Below are 20,725 nucleotides of genomic sequence, written 5' to 3'. Positions count from 1 at the left end.
AAGTTGACCAATACCTACAACACGATCCTTATCGAAACCGATGCGCGTGGCGTCGCCAGGCTGACGCTCAACCGCCCCGACAAACACAATGCGCTGAATGGCGAATTGATCGCAGAGCTATACGATGCCGCCGAAAAGCTGGCTGCAGATGACGATGTGCGTATTGTGGTCCTGACCGGCGCGGGCAAGAGCTTCTGCGCGGGCGGCGATTTCAACTGGTTCGCCTCTAATGTCGAGAAAACCCGTAGTGAAAGGGTCGCACAAAGCGCCACGCTGGCGCGGCTGTTGCGCCGCCTTGACACGCTGCCCAAGCCCTTGATCGGGCGGATCAACGGCCCGGCCTACGGTGGCGGTGTCGGCATGATCTCCGTCTGCGACTACACCATCGGCGCCGAAGGCGCGCGCTTCGGTCTGACCGAGGTCAAACTGGGCCTTCTGCCCGCGAATATATCGCCTTATGTGGTGGCCCGCATCGGCAAGGTGCATTCGCGTGAAACCATGCTGTCGGGGGCGTTGTTCGACACGGCCCGCGCCGAGCGGATCGGTCTGTTGACCGAGGTTGTCGCGCCGGGCGACTTGGACGCCACGGTGAACCGGGTGGTGCATGATCACCTTCAGGCCGCGCCGGGTGCCGTGGCCGATACCAAGGCGCTGATCGCCTATGTCGCGTCCCACGATCTGGAGACCAACATGATCTACACCGCCGACCGGCTGGCCGATGCGTGGGAGACGGAGGAAGGTATCGAAGGCATCAACAGCTTCATCAACAAGGGCGTTCCGTCATGGCGGGTGAAATGAGCTTCACCCGCGTTCTGATCGCCAACCGGGGCGAGATTGCCCGGCGCATCCAGCGCGGGTGCCGCAAACTGGGGCTGGAAAGCGTAGCGGTGTTTTCGGACGCGGACCGCGACGCGCCCTTCGTGGCCGAGGCCGATCATGCCGTCTGCATCGGTGGGGCCGCCCCGTCAGACAGTTATTTGAACGTCGAGGCCATCCTTGAGGCCGCGCGGGCGACGGGCGCGGGTGCGGTGCACCCGGGATATGGTTTTCTGTCTGAGAATGCCGGTTTCGCGGCGGCGGTCGAGGCGGCGGGCCTTGTGTTCATCGGGCCGGAACCCGACGCTATCGCGCGGATGGGCTCCAAGATCGAGGCCAAGGCTGCCGCCGAAGCCGCAGGCGTGCCCGTCCTGCCCGGCTATCGCGGCGAGGATCAGTCCGACGCGCGCCTGCTACAAGAGGCCGAGGCGCTTGGCACCCCCTTTCTGGTCAAGGCCAGCGCCGGCGGCGGCGGACGCGGGATGCGGCTTGTCTCCGATCTGGGCGACGCATCCGAAGCGATTGCATCTGCCCGGGCCGAAGCGCAGAGCGCCTTCGGCGATCCGGCGGTGTTCCTCGAACGCTATGCGCCCCGTGCCCGCCACGTCGAAGTGCAGGTTCTGGGCGACACTCACGGCACCGTGCTGCATCTGGGCGACCGCGATTGTTCGCTGCAACGCAACCACCAAAAGCTGATCGAAGAAGCCCCCGCCGCCGATCTTCCCGAGGCTGTGCGCGACCGCATGCGTGCGGCAGCGGTGCGGTTGGCGCAGGCGATCGGCTATCGCTCCGCCGGAACGGTGGAATACCTCTATGACCCCGGGCGCGGTGAATACTACTTTCTGGAAATGAATACCCGGTTGCAGGTGGAACACCCCGTGACCGAGGCGATCACCGGCATCGATCTGGTCGAATGGCAGTTGCGCATCGCGCGGGGCGAGCCGCTGGCGCTGACGCAAGGCGATGTGCAGTTTGACGGGCACGCCATTGAAATCCGCATCGCCGCCGAAAACCCGGCCGAGAATTTTCACCCCGAAACGGGCGAGATCACCCTTTGGGCGCCGCCTGCGGATGTGCGGCTGGACACTGGGGTAGAGTGCGGTTCGGTCGTCGGCCACCACTACGATTCCATGATTGCCAAGCTGATCGTCCACGCGCCGGATCGGACCGGGGCGATCCGCCGGGCGATCACCGCGATCGATGCTTTTGCCGTCGGCGGCGTCGGCCTGAACCTGGCCTATCAACGCGCGTTACTGGCACACCCGGATTTTGCGGCGTTCCGTCACCATACCTCGGGCCTGCCCGAGATGTTTCCAGGCGGCTGGACTGAACCGTCCGCTGATCCCCGGGACATGGCCTTTGCCGCGATGGCGCTGCATCTGCGTCTCGTGCCGGCGGGCGCGTCGCCCTGGGAAAGCCTAGGGTCATGGCGACTCACAGCCCCTGCGGGACAGTCCGGCGCGGCCTTCTATTGGGACACAACCAAAGACGAACCGATCCGCATGTACGGCTCCGGGTCGGGGTTGACTGCCATTCAACCGGACGGCCAGACCATCACGGTCGAGAGTGCCGCTTTAACAGGATGCCGTCTGAGCGGACGCATCGACGGGGTTCCGTTTTCGCGCATCGCTTACGTCGTGCGCGCGCCGAGTCACTGGCGAGTGCACCTGCAAACCCCTGCTGGAATGACCGCGACAGACCTGCGTACGCTGGAAGACCAGCATCTGCAACGTGCCACCGGCGGGTCTGGCGTCGCTGACCTGTTGTCCGCACCCATGCCCGGCGCCGTGGCCGAGGTGCGCGTCGCACTCGGCGACCGCGTCAAAGCCGGTGACACGCTGGTGGTGCTTGAGGCCATGAAGCTGTTGCAAAGCCTGCCCGCGCCGGTCGCGGGCGTGGTGACTGAAATCTATTGTGCACCCGGCGATACGGTCGCCGGGCACGCCCCACTTATCAAACTCGATCCAGAGGAAAACACATGACCAGACAAGACAGCATTACTCAGGTCACCGGCCCGTTCAACGAAGACCTCGAGATGATCCGCAACCAGTTGCGCCGGTTCATTGAAGCCGAGGTGACCGCCAAGGCCGAGCCTTGGGAGGAGGAGGGCAAGGTACCCCGCGACGTGCTGCGCCGAATGGGTGATCTCGGCGTGCTGGGGATGCGCTATGACGAACAGTATGGCGGCGCGGGGCTGGACGTGATGTCCAGCGTGGTTTTGGCCGAAGAGGTCGGGCGATCCACTTTCGGCGGGTTCTCGGCCACCGTTCTGGTCCACACCGACATGGCCTCGCCGCATCTGGAAAACGCCGGCACGCCCGAACAGAAGGCGCGCTGGATGCCGTCGATCGTCTCGGGCGAAATGATCACCGCCGTTGCTGTGACCGAACCGGGCGCGGGCTCGGACGTGGCGGGCATGCGCGCCCGCGCGGTGCGGGACGGGTCGGATTGGGTGCTGAACGGCACCAAGATGTTCATCACCAACGGCGTGCATGGCGATCTCTACTTTGTCGGTGCCAAGACCGATCCCGATGCCAAGGGGTCGCGCGGGACCACCATATTTGCGGTCGAAAAAGGCACGCCGGGCTTTTCGGTCGGACGGGCGTTGAACAAGACCGGCTGGCTGTGCTCGGACACTGCCGAACTGATCTTCGAAGATGTCCGTATCCCGGCCGAAAACGTCTTGGGCGAGGTCAACCGCGGTTTCTATTCGGTAATGAAGAACTTCCAGAACGAACGCATTGTGCTGGGTGCGATGGCCTGTGCCGAAGCGCAAACCGCGCTGGACATGACCGTGGATTATGTCAAGCAGCGCAGGGCCTTTGGCGGCGTTCTGTGGGACAAGCAGGCCGTGCGCCAACGGCTGGCCGACTGTCAGACGCGGATCGCTGCAGGACGTCAGCTGGTCTATCACGCCGCCGGTCTGGATGCCGCGGGCGGTGACTGCGTGAAAGAGGTCTCGATGGTCAAAGCCTATTGCGGCGAACTGGTGAACAGCGTGCTTTATGACTGCGTCCAGTTTCACGGCGGTATGGGTTATATGCGCGAAACACCGGTGGAACGCATGTCACGCGATGCCCGTGTGCAGGCCATCGGCGGCGGGGCGAGCGAAGTCATGTTGGAAGAAGTCGCCAAGCGCATGTGAGCTTACTATCCAAAAAATTAACAATCTACAGAAACAAGGACGAAAAAGATGAATCTGGAAACCACTCAAAGCCAAACACTCGCAAAACTTACCCAAGAGATCTCGATAATTCTCGTCGGCACAATTCTTCTGACACTATCCGCCAAAATCGTGGTGCCGTTCTACCCGGTTCCCATGTCTACACAAACCCTGGTTGTCTTGGGTCTGGGCCTTTTCCTGGGGCCGGTGCGCAGTAGTCTTGTTGTTGTGACATACTTTTTTGAAGGTCTGCTTGGCCTGCCGGTCTTCGCAGGCACGCCTCCGGCTCTGGCCGGACCGGCGTATATTGCGGGTCCCACAGGCGGATACTTGGTAGGCTTCGCACTTGCGGCGGCCGCCGCCGGGTGGATTGTTCAAGCACTGCAAGGACTTCGGCCTGCGTTCAGAGCATCTGTCGCGGTCTTTTTGGGTTCGATAGTCATGTATTGCGCAGGGCTGCTCTGGTTGGGTGGCTTTGTCGGATATGGCGAAAAGTTGCTGAACGCCGGTCTTTACCCGTTCCTTCTCGGGGATCTGACGAAGGCGACAATTGCTGTAGTTCTGTATACTGCTTACCATAATCGCCGCGCTGTGTGACTGCCAGCCCAAGACTGTATCAGACTGTTTCAGTCTCATACGGGCCTGGTCCAATGTAAGTTGAAATAGTCCGATGCCGGATTTGACAGGCATCGGACGCCAGCCTGAGGTTTCCGGCGCCATGCGAGAGCAATGCGCAAAACTGTGCGAACCAAATTGTTCGCAATCAATACCTGGTCGCACACAATGAAAAGAAGCAGCATGTTTTTCTCAGAGCCGGAGCCTTGCCGCGCGAAGGGAGTTGAATTGGGCCCTGGAATTCTGAGGATCGTCGCGAACAATCCCGGAAAGATGACCTACCACGGGACAAATAGCTACATCATTGATACGCCTGATGGTCGGTTCATAATCGACCCCGGCCCAGCAGAAGACAGTACACATTTCGAGGCAATCATCGAGAATTTGGGGGCCAAACCATCCGGGATTCTGCTCACACACCACCATTCTGATCATTTTGGAGTCGTCCCAGCCCTGCGAGCACGGACAGACGCACCTGTTTATGCCTCACGGGCATTCCCTGACGATGCATTTCGACCTGACCGGTTTCTGGAGGACGGACAGGTCATTGCCGGTCTTACCGTCCTGCACACACCTGGTCACGCGAGCGACCACCTTTGTTTCGCGAGACCTGACGGAGTGCTCTTCACGGGCGACCACGTTATGAGTTGGAACAGTTCGATCGTCAGCCCCCCTGACGGAAACATGCACGACTACTGCGCACAGCTACAGCGGCTGATTGAGCGCGATGATAGGATCTACTTTCCGGGGCACGGACCTATACTCCGGGATCCGCAACCTTACGTCAAACGGTTGCTTTCCAACCGCATGCGTCGCGAGGCGGAGATCCTCGCCCACCTCTTAAACACCCCGGATTCGGTCCAGAATATCGCCGCTTCCGTCTACCAGAAAACCGACCCACATATCGCAATGGCCGCAGGACGAAACGTTGCGGCGCATCTGGAGAAGCTGTTGTCTGAGTCGCGGGTGGTACAAGATGGCGGGGTCTGGAAATTAACATAAGAGTTATTATGCGCCAAATAGTTGAAATGAAATCCACATATTTTCAATAGGTTTCGCCCTCTACCACCTCCCTGTGGGCGAACCTCTGGCGGCACCGACGCGGTCGGTGTCGCCCCTTTTTAACGAGCCAGGAATAAGTTCGACCGAGATCAGATCACGGGAACGTCCCAGCCGAATAGGACTGAAGAACCGAAGCAGAAAAGGCGAACAAGAACCAGTGAGTATCGACAAGGAAGAAGCGGCTCCGGTCGCTCGACTCATCCGCAGTCCCGAAGGCCGAACTGTTGGCTGGGTCTATCAATGGAACACATCAGAGCTGTCCATACTTTGGCTCGGCGCCGAGCGCGCAGCCGACCAAATCGATCCACCTCTTAGCAAGGAAATGCTCGCTGCCGCGAAGGCAGTAACCCACGATGCGGTCACAGATCTCCTTGAAAGGTTGTCACGCAGGTGATCGATCTCACCAGATCTGCCCTAAACCGGAAACGGCGAGAAACAAATTCCGCAACATTGACATTCCTACAATAGTATACTATTGTTTCACACAACATACGCATATCAGCCGACTGAGAACCTCGTCATGCGCAGTTTCCTTCGACATTTTACTTTTGGAACGATTGTGAGCGCGGCTTCCCTCTTCGGCGCCTCGACCAAGGCGTCGGCACAGACCTACCCGATCGATTGCGCCATCCTGCTCTGCCTCTCCGGCGGCTGGCCGGCATCAGAGCCCTGCTCAAGGGCGCGTGCAGAGTTCATCCGTCGGATCACGCCGTGGCCTGTCGAGCCTCCGCTGCAGATCTGGCGTTGCCCCATGGGGGCCTCCTTCGAACCTATAGACGGCACCGGCCGTACTCCGCATGTCTTCGACGTCCTCTTCTCCAACGCTTCTCCCCTGCCCCAGACTCTTGCGGAATCTGACCCCGAGAAATCTGGCGCCCTCTTGCCTGCCGCCGTGCGGTCGAAAGGCGTCGACCCTCTACCGCATCCTGACGGGTTCGCATTTCATCTGATCCAGGACCGAGCAGACATCGACATCAGCGGACCAGAGTTCAATTTCGTCCGGTCGATCCGTGTCTATGATGTGCGCTACGCGCGCCAACACGAATCCCGTGACAGTGACTGCAGCCGCAGCGAAACCGTCCTTCTCGGTTCCTATGGAACCCAGGGCGATTTTTCCTGGTCTCGCTCGTCCGTCGCGACGTTGCCCGAGGCCCATGTCGGCTTGGAACGTTGGGGCGATCATTGTCCCTCCATCTATCACCGCTCGGTCTTCGTCGACTGGCGAGACTACGAGGGCAATTACGGGTTCGAGCAGGTGAACTACTAAGACGTTTTTCTCTCCACCAAACCTGTATTAGAGACAGTGCAGCGCAGCGCCCCATAACAATCCATTGTTATCATTTCTCTTCCGCCCCACCGGGACTCGATCTCCTCATACCATCCGAGAAGACGAGCCCATCACCTCGCCCTAAATACGGTGATCGAGTTCTGTCGCCGCCTCGGCCGCTGCCAGTAGCATAACCGCATCGATCTGCAGAGCACGCGCGAGCACGATCAACTCAACTACGTCGACCCTGCGCTCTCCGCTCTCGAGACGGGCGACGAAGGACTGGTGGCATCTGAGACGCAAAGCGAGCTCGGCCTGCGTTAACCCAGCCGCCTTCCGCGCCGCAATCAAAGCGTCGCGGAGTGCCTCATGTCCCGAACTCCTGATCGTTTTCGCCACGTGTCACAAACCTCTTGTGACAGGGCTAATCTACTTTATAGATTATCTAAAAAGTGGATAATGGGCGTTTAGGTGATGATAGAGACTCCGAATTGCACGCCGCCGATACGGCCGGATGTCACTAGGCGGCGACCCTTTGGAAAGGTCGCGGTCACATCACTCGTCCACCAGCTCCAGGAAGCGACCGTAGTCCTGGCTCACCTCGCGCGCCTCTTCGAACGCACGGGCGCGCTCCTCCTCCAAGCACCGAAAGTAGCTCTGGATGTCCCGGATGTAGAGTTCAAAGTCGCTGCGGATGAGATCTGCATAGTCCCGCGCGGCCTCGGAATCGCTCGGCACGAAGGGCCTGGGCGGCGGCAAACAGGACGCGGCGAAGGCGTGGCCCGGCAGGCACGTGACCAGAAGTATAGCTTGTGCCACGGTCGATGCGCACAACCTGAGGGCGTCCAACCCCCTTATTTTCTTGATCAAATGCATGGGAACCGTCTATTCGTTAGTTGAGCAAGAATCCGCTTGTCGCATCAAAAGTTTATCTTGTGCGTCAATACTATATGATCGTATGGCTTGGTTTCAACACCTGAAACCTGGTCATTCGCCCTATTGGAGAACGTGATCCGGGTGATGGACCTAGAAAAAGAAGCCCCGAATGTGGTCACCGAACCCAGATTCCGCGATCTGGTCGCCAGCGGCTATCGCGTCGAAGTTGTCTGCAAAGAGGACGCCTTCAAGAAAGGCCCCAACTGGCATGGGGTCTGGATCATGCGCGCTGTCAGCGACGATGGGATCGAGAAACTTCTGGTCACGGCCCGGACCCGAACCTCGCGCAACGACATCAAGATCCGCGAGATCAAGACCGTCACCGGGGTCATCTCCTTCCTGCAAGGGATCGGTTTCTCGCACGCCGACGTGCCTCTGGAAGAGGGCAAGCGGACGGTTCACAAACTCTCCAGCGAAGAGATGGCTGCCAGCCGGGCTTAGCGCCCTTTTCCTTTCCTACCTGGGCCTCCCGGCATCGGCAGACATGGTCCTGGTGATGGCGGGGGACGGTTCTCTTTCGCCGTCGCGCGCCCAGGAGCGGTTCGCGCGCAACTACAATGACGGGGTTGGCGTTGGCTCGACCTCAGAAGGGTTGCGCATCTTGGGCGAGGAGCGCCGCACTGAGCGACGTGAAGGGGTGCGCGTCGCGGCGATGATCCCTCGCGCGCTCACACCACGCCCGGATATCCTCGCCGCGATCGAGGAGACCGGACTGCGCTATGCGAGCCACCCTGGGCTCCGTGCAGCCGATATCACCGTCACGGACTGGCTCCACCTCTATCGCGCCAATATCGAGATCGAGAGTGCGTACAATCCGCACGCCGTCTCCCATGTCGGGGCGGTCGGGCTCGGGCAGTTGATGCCCGATACAGCCCGCGCTCTTGCCGTCGACCCCCATGATTGGAAACAGAACCTCGACGGCTCCGCGCGTTACCTCGCCCTGATGTTGGCCGAGTTTGGCGACGCGCGCCTCGCGCTCGCCGCCTACAATGCCGGACCCGACGCCGTGCGCGAGCATTCCGGCATTCCACCGTTTCGAGAAACCCAAAACCACGTCCAGCGGGTGCTGGCCGTCTTCAACCGGCTGGAAGGAGCGTCCCCATGAAGCCATTGACGAACCCCCTGATCACCCTTGCCGCTCTCCTCATCGTTGCGGCAGAACCGGCCCTGGCCCAGAGCATCGACCTCTCACCGATTCAGAGCTTATTACAGGGCATCGTGGACGCGCTGACCGGACCGCTTGGCGTCGTCATCGCCACCCTCGCGGTCCTCGGAGTGTTCCTCAGCTGGTTCTTCAACATCATCGATCTGCGCCAAGCCCTCTGGGTGCTGGTGGGCATCGCGGGTGTTGCGGCCGCGCCGACCATCGTTGCCGCCGTCTTCGGGTCGTGAGAGGAGGCGAACGTGGCCGAACGATCGCCGCTCTTTCTGGGCCTCGTACGCCCGCCCAAGCTCCTCGGCCTGCCGATCATGTATGCCATGATCTGGCTCTTCGGGTCGGTGCTGCTCTTCGTGTGGGTGCAGCACCTGGTTGTCCTGGGCATCGCGGCGGTTCTCTATCCGGTTCTCTGGAAAGCGGCGGATTGGGACCCGCGGTTCATCGACGTGATGATGACGTCTCTGCAGGAGACCCCACCGACGCGGAACCGGTCCATCCACGGGGGCGACAGCTATGCGCCATAGTGAAGCCCTGGGCGAGACCGTCGATGAACGCACCCTCATGCCGGATTGGTATGCGCGCGAGAAGCGCCTCGCGCATATGCTGCCCTATGTCAGTCTCGTGGACGACCACACGGTCCGCACGCGTGCCAACGAGCTCTTCCAATGCATCCGCCTGAGCGGGGTGAACAGCTACACCACGGACGATACCTATCTCGACAAGGTGACGGCGCTCTTCGCCCGGATCATCGCGCAGCTCGGGCCGGAGTTCAGCTACTACTTGCACAAGGTCTCGAAGTCGATCACCCCGGACCTGCTCCCGGTCCGGGGCGACGGCTTCGCGGCGGCGGTGGATGATGCCTGGCGCGCAAAGCTCGCCTCGGCCGGTCTCCGGGACAAGACCCTCACACTCACCATCATCCACCGCCCGCCGCCCAGAAGCTTCCTCGGCTTCGTGAACCGATCTGCGCCGGAGCGGTTTAGGGAAGAGACTGCGAAACGGATCCGTCGTCTCAAGGAGGCGGTCGGCGTCTTCACCTCCGGCCTCGCCGAACTCAAGCCCCGCATCCTTTCAGCAGCCTCTGGCGAGCTTGTCGGTTTTCTCGGCGCGCTCAACACGGGCCGCGAACTGCCGCTCTATCCCGCAAACCGCTACGGGTTCCTCGCCTATAACGTCGCCAACACCCGGGTCACGTTTCTCGAGGATCATTTCGAGCTATCGGACGGCGTTGTCGGCCACCGCTTCGGCAAGAGCTTCACCATCGGCGAATATGCCGAAGGCACGACCTGCACCATGTTCGACATGCTGAACCTGCCGGTCGACATGATCGTCACCCATTCCTTCACGCCGATCAATTCGAACCTGATGGCAGGCCGGATAAAGCGCCAGAAGCGCCAGATGCAAGCCTCCCAGGATGCCGCGCTTTCACTCCTCGAAGCGCTCGACATCGCCCATGATGATCTCGAAGCCAAGCGCCAGAGCTTCGGCGCGCACCACATGGTCGTGACCGTTTTCTGTGACAGTCTCGACGAGCTGCAGACCCTCGGAGCCGAGATCGTGAACGCCGCCGCCGCCGAGGGCGTGAAGATGATCGGCGAGCGGATGGCGGCCAAGTCGCATTATTTCAGCCAGCATCCGGGCAACCAGCCGAAACGGGTCCGCGCCAGCGCTGTCACCAACCGCAACTTTGCGGATTTCGCGGCACTTCATCGCACGCAGCTCGGCAAGGAGAAACACCAACTGCCCTGGGGCCAGGAGATCACGCTCTTTCCGACGCCGGAACAGAGCGCCTACCGGTTTTCCTATCACGAGCAAGGCTCGCCGGAGAAGGAGCCCACTGGCGGACATACTCTCATTCTCGGCCGACCCGGTTCCGGCAAATCCGTCCTCTCGGCCTTCCTCATGACGCAAGCCCGCCGGGTCGGCGCGCGCATCTTCGTCTTTGATTATCGGCTCGGGATGGAGATGGCCGTCCGCGCCAATGGCGGGCGCTACGCCTCGATCAAGGCGGGACAGGCGACAGGCCTCAACCCGCTCTGGACCGAGATTGATGAGCGCGGCACGGCATGGCTCTCGGATTGGCTCGCCTCGCTTCTTTATCGCTCGGATAAACCCCTGACCCCGGCCCAGACCAACCGCATCCAGGAGGTCGTTCGCCAGAACGCCACTGCCGGTAACCCCGCTCTTCGGAACTGGAAGGATTTCGCCTCGCTCTTTGTCTCGACCGACGACAGTGGCGACCTGCACCAACGCCTTCTCGAATGGACTGAGGACGGCCGCTACGGCTGGATCTTCGGCCAGAGCTTTGAGGACACCTTCTCCCTCGATGGCGATGTCGTGGGGTTTGACCTGACCGGCATTCTCGACAGCGAGAGCGAGAAGGAGCGCATGGCGGTGCTCTCCTATCTTTTCCGCCGCATCGAGCGGGAGATCGAGGACCGTCGCCCCACCATCATCGTGATCGACGAGGCCTGGAAGGCGCTCGACAACCCGTACTTTGCCGAACGGCTCTCGAACTGGCTGGTGACCGCCCGGAAGCAGAACACGGTCGCGGTGATGATGACGCAATATGCGAGCCAGTTAGAGCGCACGCGCACCGGCAAGACCATCGTCGAGGCGGTGCCGACCCAGATCCTGCTCCCCAACATCCGCGCTCATGCCTCGGATTACGCGATGCTGAACCTCTTCGAGAAGGAACTCGACGTGCTCCTGAACACCGGCAGCGACAGCCGTCTCGCCCTCATCCGCGACGACAGCGGCTCCGTGGTGGTCGATGCCGACCTCTCCGCCCTCGGCCCCCTCCTCACCATCCTCGGCGGCATGGAGAAGGGCGAGGCTCTCGTCGGCCCCGGCTACCGCGACAGACCTGATTTCTGGAGGCTCTCATGATCCGACCCCTCATCCTCCTCGCCGCGCTCGGCGTTCTCTCGTCCTGCGCCGAATATCGCGAACCCCAGGCCAACTGCTTCGCCTTCCGCGCCTCGCTCGACCGCGCCGAGCCGGATTGCATCTTCACACCCATCGGAAACCCGGAGGACAGCGTTGAGGTCTAGGGTCGCACATATCCTCCTGGCGGCTCTCCTGCCGGCGGCCGCGCTCGCCCAGGGCGTTCCCACCAACGATTCCGGGCTGACGGCCCGCGATATCGTCGAGACGGGCGACCGGGACGCCGACCTCGCCGTCCAGCGTGAGAAACTCATCGTCGAAGAGTTGCTGACCGAGATCGAACGGGAACAGCTCGCCACGCTGCGCGCCATCCTCGACGCGCAGACGAGCTTCGGTGGCCAGGGGCTGCCGGGCATGGTCGCAGACCTCGAGGGTGGCGGCAGCGATCCGGACCGGTCCGCGGAGGCGGTCTATGGCTCCGGCGATGTCGATCCCAATCCGGGCGGCGCGGGTATGTTCGGGGATGCGGCCGAAAACATCGAGCAGCTGATCATCCGGGTCGCCCAGGAGACCCACGGGCAACCCGGGGTCGGGCGGGCCGGTCTTTCCGTCGTGCAATGGCGCGCCCTCCTGCAGGCGCTCATCTGGCAGGAAAGCCGGTTCTCCATCGGCGCACGCTCGCCTGTGGGCGCCTTCGGCCTCACCCAGATCATGCCGGGCACCGCGAGCGATCTCGGTATCAACCCGGAATACTATGAAAGCCCCTACCTGCAGGTGACAGGCGGCGCGCGCTACCTCGCGGCGCAGCTCGCCACCTTTGACGGCAACATCGTCAACGCGCTCGCGGCCTATAACGCCGGTCCGGGCCGGGTGTTCGAATATGGCGGCGTACCGCCCTTCAAGGAGACCCGGCACTACGTCAGGGTCATCCCCGAACGCTACAATCTCTACCTCGCGCGGATCGGTGGCATCGAGGCGCTCGGCACGATCGACCCTGCGCTTCTCGCCAATGCCCATCTCTCGCTCAGCGGATTCGGGGCCGCCTTTTACGGCAGCAATTCCCCCACCGCCATCCGGCAAGCCGCCTTGCGCGTCCAGGACATCGTCACCCGGATCGGCGGCACCGAGGACCTCCAGGAGAGCATGGCGCTCAATACCTATGCCCGCGCCGAACTAGTCCGGCTGATGGCCGCACGCATTCGCCTGAAAGCCGCACGGACCCGGCCGCTCAGTGCCGCGCAACTGGCCCAGGCCGCGGCCCGCATGGTCGAGAACGAATTCATGGAGTTCACATTGGAGGATCTGGATTGATGCCCCGCAGAATGTTCATTTCAGCACCACTTCGCACGTTGACCCTGGCCAGCGTCTTGGCGCTTTGCTCGCCTTTCGTGACCAATCCCCCCGTCCTGGCCCAGGGCGTGCCGGTCGTGGACACCCAGAACATCGCCCAAAACATCCAGCAGCTCCGGCAGATGATCGAGGACGAGATCCTGCAAAACGAGCAACTCGTGCAGCTCCGCGAACAGCTTGCCACGCTTACGGAGCAGCTCGCCGAGCTACAACGAACGTATGAGGCGCTGACCCGTCTGGCAGAGCTGCCCGAGATCATCCGGACACAGATGGAGGACGAATTGAACGGTCTCCTGGACCAGGAGTTCGGCGATATCATCGCCACCATTGAGGCGATCAAGACGGGGGATTTCTCCGGGCTCACCGGATCCGGTGCCAGCGAGATCGAAACCCAGATGGACCGGGTGCTGGCCGATCTCGGCTTCGACGAGGACACGCTCTCGGAAATGGCGCGCAGCGGCAATCCCGGGGCCGAGCGCGTGGCGACACAGGCCACGACCGGCGCGCTGGTCTCGGCCGCCGCCCAGAACAGCTACGAGGATGCCGGGCAATCGCTCGAACGTGTCGACCGGCTCGTCGGGCTTATCGATGACATGGATGAGCTCAAGGAGAGCGTCGATCTCAACACGCGGGTGACGGCAGAGCTCGCCATCGCGCTCGTCGCCATGTGGCAGCTCGAAGCGATCCAGACCGTAGGAGATGGCACCGGCGGCGTGATCGATGCCGCCACCATCGCCGAAGAACAACGCTTCATGGAGTTCACACTCCCGGAACTGAATGCGGATTGAGGACTGATTGTTGGACGAAGAAACCGCCATCATCGAGGAGGAACTGGTCTACGGCGCGCTGAGACGGGAACGGCTCTGGCAGCGCCTGGGACTTTTCGGCCTCGGCTTTGGCATCCTGGGCTGCCTCAGCGCGGCCGCCGTGTCCATCCTCGATGTCGATCCGCCCCCTGTAGTGGTACCTTACGATCCCGCCACCGGCTTCGCCCTCCCCGAAGCCACCGTCGGGGCCACCACCGTCACCGAGAACCGCGCCATTATCGAGGCGGAGGTCTTCCGCTACGTGACCGACCGCGAGGTTTACAACCAGCTCGACAATGACGTGCGTATCCGCAGCGTGTTGCGCCGTTCGGACCGTGCCGCAGGGGCCTCACTGCGCCAGATCTGGAATTCGGCCAATGCCGACTATCCCCCGACCGTCTATGGACCCAACGCCCGCCTCGACGTGGAGATTCTCAGCATCAACCTGATCGGCAACAACCGGGCCACGGTGCGACTTCGCAAGCGCCTGACCTCGATCCAGGGGGTTCAGGCGGGCCTCTTCACCGCGACGCTCCTCTTCGAGTTCCGCCCCGAGGAGAGCCGCTCCATCGACCAGGTTTGGACCAACCCGTTTGGCTTCACCGTCGTCGAATATGCGATCCGCTCGGACAGATTGGAGAACCAGTAAGTGCGTTTCACCAAAAAGAATTCAGAGAACGCCTTGCCAACGTCCCACATACGTCAGAAGCGGCAGGGCAATAACAATGCGAAACACACCGCACACGCCCGGGCGTTCGTCGCGGCCTTTTTGATGGTCTCGCTGTTTACGCCCCACGCGTCAGCCGAGGCGATCCCGCGCGGGGGACCCAACGACCACCGCGTGCGGGTCGCGTCCTACCAGGAAGGCCAGGTCTACAGGCTGAACGTTTCCCTGACCCATGTCACGACCATCGAGTTCGGGACAGGCGAGAGCATCCGCTCAATCATCGCCGGCGACACGGAAGGATTTGAGATCGACGGCGTCCCAGGTGGTCGCGCCTTTGCGATCAAACCTGTCGCCCGCGGCGTCCATACCAACGTGACCGTCTACACCAACAGACGGAGTTACTATTTCAACGTGAACGAGGTCTCGAGCCCAACCTTCTATGTCGTGCAATTCCGCTACCCGCAAGACAATCGCCGCTCGGCCGACGCCATCGCACGCGCCGCGCCAAACACCAATTACGGGGCCAGCGCACGGACGGAGTTCACGCCGACCCGGGTCTGGGACGACGGCACCTTCACCTATTTCGCCTTCCCACGGAACGCACCCGTCCCGGCGATCTTCCGTTACACGAACGGGCGCGAGCGCACGGTGAACACAGGCGCGGTCGAAGACGGTGTGATCCGTGTCTCGGGCGTGGGGCGCCAATGGGTGCTGCGTCTGGGCGAGGACGTGGTGTGTATCGAGGCGACGCCGCCCGCGGAGGCCGCCTCATGAGTGACAACAACCCGGATCTCGAACAGCGTCTTGCTGCGCTCGAACGGGGCAACCCGCGCCACGGACCCGCCCCGAAACACCGCTCACCGCTCCTCGCCCTCCTCCTCGCAGGGCTCATCCTGGCGGGCGGCTTGGTCCTCTTGCTGTTTTCGGGCCCGGGGGAAGAGGTCGCCCTGCCGACGGCCACCCCGGACGAGTTCCAAACCGAGGGTGACGGGTTCGGAGAGATCGAACCCTTCGTGCCGCCGCCCGCCCCGGAACCCGAGATCGTTCTCGTCGAACCAGAACCCAACGCCGAACTTTTGGCGCAGATCGCCGCACTCCAGGCCCAGATCGAGGAACTGCGCGACGCGCCGGACGCCGGGGCGGACAGCGCGGCAGCGGAGGCGATCGATGCCCTGACCGCACGGATCGCAGCCCTACAGGACGCCTCCGAGAATGCTCAGGAACAATTCCAGACCGAACTCGCCGCACGAGATCGGGAGCTGCAACAGCTGCGTATGGACCTGGACCTCGCGCGGCTGGAGGCCAACAAGCCGGCACCCGCCCCGCTCGGACCCACCGACGAAGAGTTGCGCGCCCGCGAAGATGAGCGGATGCGACGTGAGGAAGAGGCGCGGCGGCTGGCCGAGCTGCAACGCCGGGCCGAGGAGGAGCGTGCCTTCCAGGAACGGCGGATTTCCTCCCCCGTTATCGCCTTCGGCGGAACGGGCGGCGCCAATGCGGGCGAGACAGAACTCACCGAACGCACCTTCGGCGAGGTGACAGACTTCGTGCTGAACGGCGCGTTGCCGAGCGCCATCACACAAGCCGAAGTCATCGCAAATCCCTCGAACACGGTCATTCAGGGCACGATGATCCAGGCCGTGATGGAGACCGCACTCGACAGCTCGCTCCCCGGACAGACCCGTGCCATCATCTCCGAAGACGTCTTCAGCTATGACGGCTCACGGCTCCTGATCCCGCGCGGCTCGCGCCTTATTGGACGCTACCGCTCCGGCATCGAGATAGCCCAGAAGCGCGTCACCATCGCCTGGGACCGGATTGTCCTGCCAAACAACCAGACCGTCCAGATAAGCTCCTTCGGGGGAGACGAGTTGGGCCGTTCGGGTGTCACTGGCTTCGTCGATACCCGCTTTGACGAGCGGTTCGGCTCAGCCGCGCTGATTTCGATCATTTCGGCCGCCCCGAGTGTGGCCGCCGCCCAGGTCGAGGATGAGACCACCGCGGACGTACTTGAAGATGTGGGCGATGACTTGGCCGATGCCACCGACAGCGTGATCGGTGAATATCTCTCCATTGGCCCGGTCATCTATGTCGATCAGGGTGCCCGCGTCACCGTCATGGTCGACCGGGATCTGGAGATTTTCTGAGATGACGCTCTCCTACCTCCAGACCTCGCTCGATAAGCTGAAGGACGCCGCCCGCGATGACGTCATCGAGATATGCATCAACCCGGATGGCTCTTGCTGGGGTGAGTTCCAGGGGGACCACTTCATGCGAGCACTGGATCAGCGACTGTCGGTTACGGAGGTGCGCGATCTTGGCAACCAGATCGCCTCCTCAGCCAACACGACAATGAGCAAAGACAAGCCCATCGTCTCGGTCTCGATCACCTATCGTGATCGCCCGATCCGTGCCCAGGTCGTGACCCCACCTGCTGTGCTCGCGGGCATGTCGATCTCGCTCCGCTTTTTCTCGAGCCTGCCGCTCGATAAGATCGAACTCCGCTTCCTTTATGGCGAGGAACGCAAGCTCGACGAACTGCGCCAGGAGAAAAACCGCGCGCTGCGCGAGGTCGTCACCTCCGGTGACATCTACGCCGCCATCCGCTTCTGCGTCGAGAACAAGCTCAACATGATCGTCTCCGGCGGCACCTCGACCGGTAAGACCGTCGCGGCTCGGAAAATCCTCTCCTATGTTCCCGACGAGGAACGGATCGTCACTATCGAGGAAGCCGCAGAGTTGCTCCCGGCCCAGCCGAACGCGGTGACCCTGATCGCCAACCGGGACGCTGAGTTCCAATCCGCCGATGTGCTTCTGACCGCAACGCTGCGCATGAGGCCCGACCGGATCATCCTCGGTGAGGTCCGCGGCAAGGAGGCGATGACCTTCCTAGAGGCGATCAACACCGGCCATGGCGGTTCGATGACAACCCTCCATGCCGAAACTCCGCAGCTCGCCGTCCAGCGTCTCGCCATCGCGGCGCTCAAGACCGAGATCCCGATGACCTACCAGGACATGGTCCAATACATCGAAAGCTCGATCGACGTGATCATCCAGGCGGGCCGCGAGGACGGCCAACGCGGCATCACCGAATTCTATCTCCCCGGGACCGAATTACAGGAAAGGTGCAAGGCATGAAGCGGTTTGAGTACGACATCCTCTTCTGCAAGGTGAAGAAGCAGAAGGACTATGAAGACATGCGGCGCGCCCTGAACGAACGGGGCGCCGAAGGCTGGGAGGTGATCTCCGCCGAGGCGGGCGATTATGGCTATACCGCGTTCCTCAAGCGTGAGGTCGCGGACCGGCCGACGGAGACGGCGACATGACACGTGCTCTCGCTCTCGCCTGTTCTTTCCTTCTTATGTCGGGCACCATCGCGTCTGCCGAGCGCAACCTGGTCCCGACGCTCGACAATCAACCCGATGTCTGCCCCGATCAGCCGCCCGAGCCGGATTGGATGCGAGACACCGAGGCTCGCGACGCCTACAAGCGGCTCCTGGTCCAGCAAATCTACCGGTTTCAGAGCATGGGACGCATCGTCGACGCGCAAAGCTGCACCTGCGCCACCCGGTATCCGTCCTGGGAGGCCGCCGAAGCCGTCTATTTTGATCGCTATTCCGCGGCTGACTATTGGAGCGTGGTCGAGGCGACGTCAGACTATCGCCGACGGGCGAACGATCTCCGAAAGCAGGCCATGCCGATCTGCGAAGCGGCCGGCAACTGGTAGCGGGTCATGAGCGTCGTCGCGTATTTCGTGGAAACGGCCGAAGGCTATCTGGACTCGGCGGCGGAAACCCAGTTCGGGGCCGTGGCCGCCACGGTCGGAACGATGCTGGTCCTCGGAACGACGCTCGTGGTCATCCTCGTCTGTCTCAACATGATCTACCAATACCGGTCCATGGACGGCCGGACCGCCTTCTGGCTCGCCGTGAAGATCGGCCTGATTGGTATATTTTCGACCAACTGGGTCCAGTTCAACGCACTCGCATCCGCCATACTGAACGGGATAGACAGCATCGCCGGATCGCTGGTCGCGTCGGTCGGCGGCGGGACGCCAGGTCCGTCTGGGACTTTCGCCGAGGAATTCGATCAGCTCATCGCGGCGCTCGGGGATTACCTGAACGCAGCTGGCTCCGAGCTGAACTGGATGGCTGGCGCGCTTCTCGACACGCTCGGCGTTCTCCTGCTCTCGATCCTCGGAGGGCTGGCAGCCTTCATTGTCGTCGCCTCCAGGCTCATGATCACGCTTTTGATCGGGATAGCTCCAGTGATGATCTTCCTGACCCTCTTCGAGGTGACCAAGGATTATTTCGCGCGCTGGCTCTCGGCGCTGATCTCCTTCGCGATCTACCCCATCGTCATCGCCGGCGTTTTCGCGACGATCACCGGGGTTTCGCGCGCATTGCTCGCCGAACTTGGTGATCCGGAGGGGGCTTCGAACATTGGCGCCCTCCTGCCCTTCTTCATGATGGTCCTCATGGCCAAGGGGTTCATCATCGCCACGCCCTTCATCGTCCGGTCGGTCTCCGGAAACATCATGATGCCGGCGCTTTCGGCGGGCTTTGGCGGAAGCTTCGCCTTCGCCCGAGGCTTGGCAGGAAGTCAGCAAGTCTATAACCGATACGCCATCGGAGGCGCGACAGGCGCCGAATATGCCGCGCTTCGGGCTAGGCAGTTTCTCGGCGTACAGGCGCTCCCGACCCGCCCTAATGCCGCGGGTGGTGCGCCGGCTGCACCTTCAGGCGACTCATCTGGCACCGGTGCACACATGCTTGCGCAACTGGCACGGCTAAGCAGGCTGGGTCGACGGTAGCGCAAACCGGACGAAGCAATTCTACCGGGAACAGGCTGTCCGCGGGCAAAATCTTTGCTGCCTGCTGGGATCATGACAAACAGCATGAATGGTTTTGCGTTGGTGGCATCGTGCTGCGTCTGGGGACGCCACACTGCTATAGGATCAGGCGCTAAGGCATCAGCGCCGGTGTTGCTGTCTGGGACGTCCGTCCTGTATCCCCTTCTCAGATCAAAGCGCGTGATTGCAAGCTTCCTATGAGAAATTGCCGGTAGCGGGCAGCAAATTGCAGCGATGTTTTAGTCGAAGCATTAACTTGTCACTTGACAATTTAAGAGGGTGGAGTATCTAAGGTGCCAAGGAAGAAGCACACATCAAAGGAAATCGAGGCCGTCATCCAGGAGCTCGAAGAGCTGGGATGGAACCTTATTGAGGGCAAGGGGCACGCGTGGGGGGTCCTCCGATGCCCGGCCAACGATAAGGATTGCCGCTGTGGCGAGTTTTGTCAGATGTCTGTCTGGTCGACCCCGAAGAATCCACAGCAGTTCGCGAAAAAGATCCGACAGTAGGCCCTGGCCTGCGTGAAGCTTCAGAAGAACGACGAAGGTAATGCCAATGGCTGAAGAATTCGAATTCGAACTGGTCTTTGCACTCCCCGACGGAGAGCACGATGCGTTTTCGCTCTCTGACGCGATCTTCGAGGCGGGTTTTGAAGATGCGCTCGTGGGCACCGGTCACGCCGGTCTTCTGGGTGTAGAACTGGAACTTGAAGGGGATGAGGCCGAGAGCGCGATCCTTGAAGCGGCGCGGGCTCTGATCAAGGCGCTGCCGCAAGGCACAGTCCTGCGCGAGGTCCGTCCCGACCTGGTGTCTCTCGCGGATGTCGCCGAGAAGCTCGAGATAAAGCGACAGGCGCTCCAGCAACGCAAGATGCCCCTCCCCGTTGCGGGTGGCCTCTACCGCATCGATGAAATGATCGAGGTTCTGATGGAGGCCGCAAACCCGGCAAAGGGGCAGCGTCGTCCGCGCTTTAACCTGGCTTCCGCCGCGAAGTGGTTTCGTGCGGGCCCCGCGGCCCGCAGGGTGAACGCCCAGTTGACGATGCGTGAGATCGACCCTGCGACGATTGAGCGAGCCCCTCGACCAGAGCGCGACGACCCTGGCTTTCTTCACCCGTGACAATGGTCGGCTCAAGGCCGTGGCCAC

The 20,725-nt window shown here is 61.9% G+C and carries 25 protein-coding genes; 23 read left to right on the top strand and 2 right to left on the bottom strand.

Translation table 11 applies throughout. From position 1 onward, the window contains the following. Positions 1 to 3 precede the first annotated feature (3 nt). From HOY44_RS20395 to HOY44_RS20365, 7 genes are all read left to right on the top strand, one after another. Complete coding sequence (locus HOY44_RS20395) at positions 4 to 798, top strand: crotonase/enoyl-CoA hydratase family protein (RefSeq protein WP_138424255.1); 795 nt, start codon at positions 4 to 6, stop codon at positions 796 to 798. Continuing rightward, the gene (locus tag HOY44_RS20390; RefSeq protein ID WP_287437425.1) at positions 783 to 2,798 is read left to right on the top strand and encodes an acetyl/propionyl/methylcrotonyl-CoA carboxylase subunit alpha; all 2,016 of its coding nucleotides are present in this window, start codon (positions 783 to 785) and stop codon (positions 2,796 to 2,798) included. The genes HOY44_RS20395 and HOY44_RS20390 overlap by 16 nt, the downstream gene beginning before the upstream one ends. Beyond that, positions 2,795 to 3,961, top strand: coding sequence for an acyl-CoA dehydrogenase family protein (locus HOY44_RS20385; protein ID WP_287437423.1), 1,167 nt, complete (start codon positions 2,795 to 2,797; stop codon positions 3,959 to 3,961). Before HOY44_RS20390 ends, HOY44_RS20385 begins: the two co-directional genes overlap by 4 nt. Positions 3,962 to 4,009: 48 nt before the next feature. Further along, on the top strand, positions 4,010 to 4,576 hold the full coding sequence (locus tag HOY44_RS20380) for a biotin transporter BioY (protein ID WP_287437421.1): 567 nt from the start codon (positions 4,010 to 4,012) through the stop codon (positions 4,574 to 4,576). A 201-nt stretch (positions 4,577 to 4,777) separates the two neighbouring features. Further along, positions 4,778 to 5,596, top strand: coding sequence for an MBL fold metallo-hydrolase (locus tag HOY44_RS20375; RefSeq protein WP_138424331.1), 819 nt, complete (start codon positions 4,778 to 4,780; stop codon positions 5,594 to 5,596). Between the two features lie 217 nt (positions 5,597 to 5,813). Next, a complete protein-coding gene (locus HOY44_RS20370; protein ID WP_138424252.1) occupies positions 5,814 to 6,050 on the top strand; it encodes a hypothetical protein in 237 nt (78 codons plus the stop codon). 126 nt (positions 6,051 to 6,176) lie between these two features. After that, positions 6,177 to 6,923, top strand: a complete 747-nt coding sequence (locus tag HOY44_RS20365; protein WP_171043048.1) for a hypothetical protein — start codon at positions 6,177 to 6,179, stop codon at positions 6,921 to 6,923. 141 nt (positions 6,924 to 7,064) lie between these two features. Here the strand turns inward: HOY44_RS20365 and HOY44_RS20360 are convergent, their stop codons facing one another. Both HOY44_RS20360 and HOY44_RS20355 read right to left on the bottom strand, forming a co-directional pair. Then, a complete protein-coding gene (locus HOY44_RS20360; RefSeq protein WP_017467344.1) occupies positions 7,065 to 7,322 on the bottom strand; it encodes a helix-turn-helix domain-containing protein in 258 nt (85 codons plus the stop codon). A 156-nt stretch (positions 7,323 to 7,478) separates the two neighbouring features. Beyond that, positions 7,479 to 7,799, bottom strand: a complete 321-nt coding sequence (locus HOY44_RS20355; protein ID WP_017467345.1) for a hypothetical protein — start codon at positions 7,797 to 7,799, stop codon at positions 7,479 to 7,481. Between the two features lie 144 nt (positions 7,800 to 7,943). Here HOY44_RS20355 and HOY44_RS20350 point away from each other — a divergent pair, with 144 nt between their 5' ends. From HOY44_RS20350 to HOY44_RS20275, 16 genes are all read left to right on the top strand, one after another. Further along, positions 7,944 to 8,300, top strand: coding sequence for a hypothetical protein (locus HOY44_RS20350; protein WP_028093938.1), 357 nt, complete (start codon positions 7,944 to 7,946; stop codon positions 8,298 to 8,300). A gap of 43 nt (positions 8,301 to 8,343) precedes the next feature. Then, complete coding sequence (locus HOY44_RS20345) at positions 8,344 to 8,964, top strand: lytic transglycosylase domain-containing protein (RefSeq protein ID WP_071974361.1); 621 nt, start codon at positions 8,344 to 8,346, stop codon at positions 8,962 to 8,964. Next, the gene (locus tag HOY44_RS20340; protein ID WP_071974362.1) at positions 8,961 to 9,251 is read left to right on the top strand and encodes a TrbC/VirB2 family type IV secretion system protein; all 291 of its coding nucleotides are present in this window, start codon (positions 8,961 to 8,963) and stop codon (positions 9,249 to 9,251) included. Before HOY44_RS20345 ends, HOY44_RS20340 begins: the two co-directional genes overlap by 4 nt. A 12-nt stretch (positions 9,252 to 9,263) precedes the next feature. Continuing rightward, positions 9,264 to 9,542 carry a VirB3 family type IV secretion system protein gene (locus HOY44_RS20335; protein ID WP_121066923.1) on the top strand — a complete coding sequence of 93 codons (279 nt, stop codon included), beginning with the start codon at positions 9,264 to 9,266 and terminating at the stop codon, positions 9,540 to 9,542. Next, positions 9,532 to 11,907 (top strand): VirB4 family type IV secretion/conjugal transfer ATPase, encoded by a 2,376-nt coding sequence (locus HOY44_RS20330; RefSeq protein ID WP_287437411.1) that lies wholly within the window; start codon positions 9,532 to 9,534, stop codon positions 11,905 to 11,907. The genes HOY44_RS20335 and HOY44_RS20330 overlap by 11 nt, the downstream gene beginning before the upstream one ends. Further along, complete coding sequence (locus HOY44_RS20325) at positions 11,904 to 12,071, top strand: hypothetical protein (RefSeq protein WP_171043047.1); 168 nt, start codon at positions 11,904 to 11,906, stop codon at positions 12,069 to 12,071. Before HOY44_RS20330 ends, HOY44_RS20325 begins: the two co-directional genes overlap by 4 nt. A gap of 10 nt (positions 12,072 to 12,081) precedes the next feature. Then, the gene (locus HOY44_RS20320) at positions 12,082 to 13,215 is read left to right on the top strand and encodes a lytic transglycosylase domain-containing protein (protein ID WP_407943664.1); all 1,134 of its coding nucleotides are present in this window, start codon (positions 12,082 to 12,084) and stop codon (positions 13,213 to 13,215) included. Next, positions 13,215 to 14,042 carry a type IV secretion system protein gene (locus HOY44_RS20315; RefSeq protein WP_223228094.1) on the top strand — a complete coding sequence of 276 codons (828 nt, stop codon included), beginning with the start codon at positions 13,215 to 13,217 and terminating at the stop codon, positions 14,040 to 14,042. Before HOY44_RS20320 ends, HOY44_RS20315 begins: the two co-directional genes overlap by 1 nt. 10 nt (positions 14,043 to 14,052) lie before the next feature. Further along, entirely contained in the window at positions 14,053 to 14,709 is a 657-nt protein-coding gene (locus HOY44_RS20310) for a VirB8 family type IV secretion system protein (RefSeq protein WP_088626511.1), read from the top strand. A gap of 123 nt (positions 14,710 to 14,832) precedes the next feature. Further along, positions 14,833 to 15,501: a TrbG/VirB9 family P-type conjugative transfer protein gene (locus HOY44_RS20305; protein WP_036051669.1), complete on the top strand. Its 669-nt coding sequence runs from the start codon at positions 14,833 to 14,835 to the stop codon at positions 15,499 to 15,501. Beyond that, a complete protein-coding gene (locus HOY44_RS20300) occupies positions 15,498 to 16,874 on the top strand; it encodes a TraB/TrbI/VirB10 family type IV secretion system protein (RefSeq protein WP_088626510.1) in 1,377 nt (458 codons plus the stop codon). The genes HOY44_RS20305 and HOY44_RS20300 overlap by 4 nt, the downstream gene beginning before the upstream one ends. A 1-nt stretch (position 16,875) precedes the next feature. Further along, positions 16,876 to 17,865 carry an ATPase, T2SS/T4P/T4SS family gene (locus HOY44_RS20295; RefSeq protein ID WP_088626509.1) on the top strand — a complete coding sequence of 330 codons (990 nt, stop codon included), beginning with the start codon at positions 16,876 to 16,878 and terminating at the stop codon, positions 17,863 to 17,865. Next, positions 17,862 to 18,053: a hypothetical protein gene (locus HOY44_RS20290; RefSeq protein WP_017468583.1), complete on the top strand. Its 192-nt coding sequence runs from the start codon at positions 17,862 to 17,864 to the stop codon at positions 18,051 to 18,053. Before HOY44_RS20295 ends, HOY44_RS20290 begins: the two co-directional genes overlap by 4 nt. Further along, on the top strand, positions 18,050 to 18,454 hold the full coding sequence (locus HOY44_RS20285; RefSeq protein WP_088626508.1) for a hypothetical protein: 405 nt from the start codon (positions 18,050 to 18,052) through the stop codon (positions 18,452 to 18,454). The genes HOY44_RS20290 and HOY44_RS20285 overlap by 4 nt, the downstream gene beginning before the upstream one ends. 6 nt (positions 18,455 to 18,460) lie before the next feature. Further along, positions 18,461 to 19,540, top strand: a complete 1,080-nt coding sequence (locus tag HOY44_RS20280) for a TrbL/VirB6 family protein (protein WP_088626507.1) — start codon at positions 18,461 to 18,463, stop codon at positions 19,538 to 19,540. Positions 19,541 to 20,134: 594 nt separating this feature from the next. After that, positions 20,135 to 20,698, top strand: a complete 564-nt coding sequence (locus tag HOY44_RS20275; RefSeq protein WP_017467933.1) for a hypothetical protein — start codon at positions 20,135 to 20,137, stop codon at positions 20,696 to 20,698. Positions 20,699 to 20,725 lie beyond the last annotated feature (27 nt).

Source organism: Maritimibacter sp. (assembly GCF_016774595.1).
Taxonomy (GTDB): domain Bacteria; phylum Pseudomonadota; class Alphaproteobacteria; order Rhodobacterales; family Rhodobacteraceae; genus Maritimibacter; species Maritimibacter alkaliphilus.
Note: the sequence above shows the minus strand (reverse complement) of the source record. Positions and strands in the feature narration are given on the sequence as shown.

Bases quoted from the DNA above. Each gene is read 5' to 3' on its own strand.
- HOY44_RS20375 (WP_138424331.1), top strand. From the start codon at position 4,778: ATGTTTTTCTCAGAGCCGGAGCCTTGCCGCGCGAAGGGAGTTGAATTG.
- HOY44_RS20365 (WP_171043048.1), top strand. From the start codon at position 6,177: ATGCGCAGTTTCCTTCGACATTTTACTTTTGGAACGATTGTGAGCGCG.
- HOY44_RS20350 (WP_028093938.1), top strand. From the start codon at position 7,944: ATGGACCTAGAAAAAGAAGCCCCGAATGTGGTCACCGAACCCAGATTC.
- HOY44_RS20295 (WP_088626509.1), top strand. From the start codon at position 16,876: ATGACGCTCTCCTACCTCCAGACCTCGCTCGATAAGCTGAAGGACGCC.
- HOY44_RS20275 (WP_017467933.1), top strand. From the start codon at position 20,135: ATGGCTGAAGAATTCGAATTCGAACTGGTCTTTGCACTCCCCGACGGA.
- HOY44_RS20330 (WP_287437411.1), top strand. From the start codon at position 9,532: ATGCGCCATAGTGAAGCCCTGGGCGAGACCGTCGATGAACGCACCCTC.
- HOY44_RS20285 (WP_088626508.1), top strand. From the start codon at position 18,050: ATGACACGTGCTCTCGCTCTCGCCTGTTCTTTCCTTCTTATGTCGGGC.
- HOY44_RS20355 (WP_017467345.1), bottom strand. From the start codon at position 7,799: ATGCATTTGATCAAGAAAATAAGGGGGTTGGACGCCCTCAGGTTGTGC.
- HOY44_RS20345 (WP_071974361.1), top strand. From the start codon at position 8,344: ATGGTCCTGGTGATGGCGGGGGACGGTTCTCTTTCGCCGTCGCGCGCC.
- HOY44_RS20315 (WP_223228094.1), top strand. From the start codon at position 13,215: ATGCCCCGCAGAATGTTCATTTCAGCACCACTTCGCACGTTGACCCTG.
- HOY44_RS20325 (WP_171043047.1), top strand. From the start codon at position 11,904: ATGATCCGACCCCTCATCCTCCTCGCCGCGCTCGGCGTTCTCTCGTCC.
- HOY44_RS20385 (WP_287437423.1), top strand. From the start codon at position 2,795: ATGACCAGACAAGACAGCATTACTCAGGTCACCGGCCCGTTCAACGAA.
- HOY44_RS20300 (WP_088626510.1), top strand. From the start codon at position 15,498: ATGAGTGACAACAACCCGGATCTCGAACAGCGTCTTGCTGCGCTCGAA.
- HOY44_RS20305 (WP_036051669.1), top strand. From the start codon at position 14,833: ATGGTCTCGCTGTTTACGCCCCACGCGTCAGCCGAGGCGATCCCGCGC.
- HOY44_RS20380 (WP_287437421.1), top strand. From the start codon at position 4,010: ATGAATCTGGAAACCACTCAAAGCCAAACACTCGCAAAACTTACCCAA.
- HOY44_RS20340 (WP_071974362.1), top strand. From the start codon at position 8,961: ATGAAGCCATTGACGAACCCCCTGATCACCCTTGCCGCTCTCCTCATC.
- HOY44_RS20280 (WP_088626507.1), top strand. From the start codon at position 18,461: ATGAGCGTCGTCGCGTATTTCGTGGAAACGGCCGAAGGCTATCTGGAC.
- HOY44_RS20290 (WP_017468583.1), top strand. From the start codon at position 17,862: ATGAAGCGGTTTGAGTACGACATCCTCTTCTGCAAGGTGAAGAAGCAG.
- HOY44_RS20390 (WP_287437425.1), top strand. From the start codon at position 783: ATGGCGGGTGAAATGAGCTTCACCCGCGTTCTGATCGCCAACCGGGGC.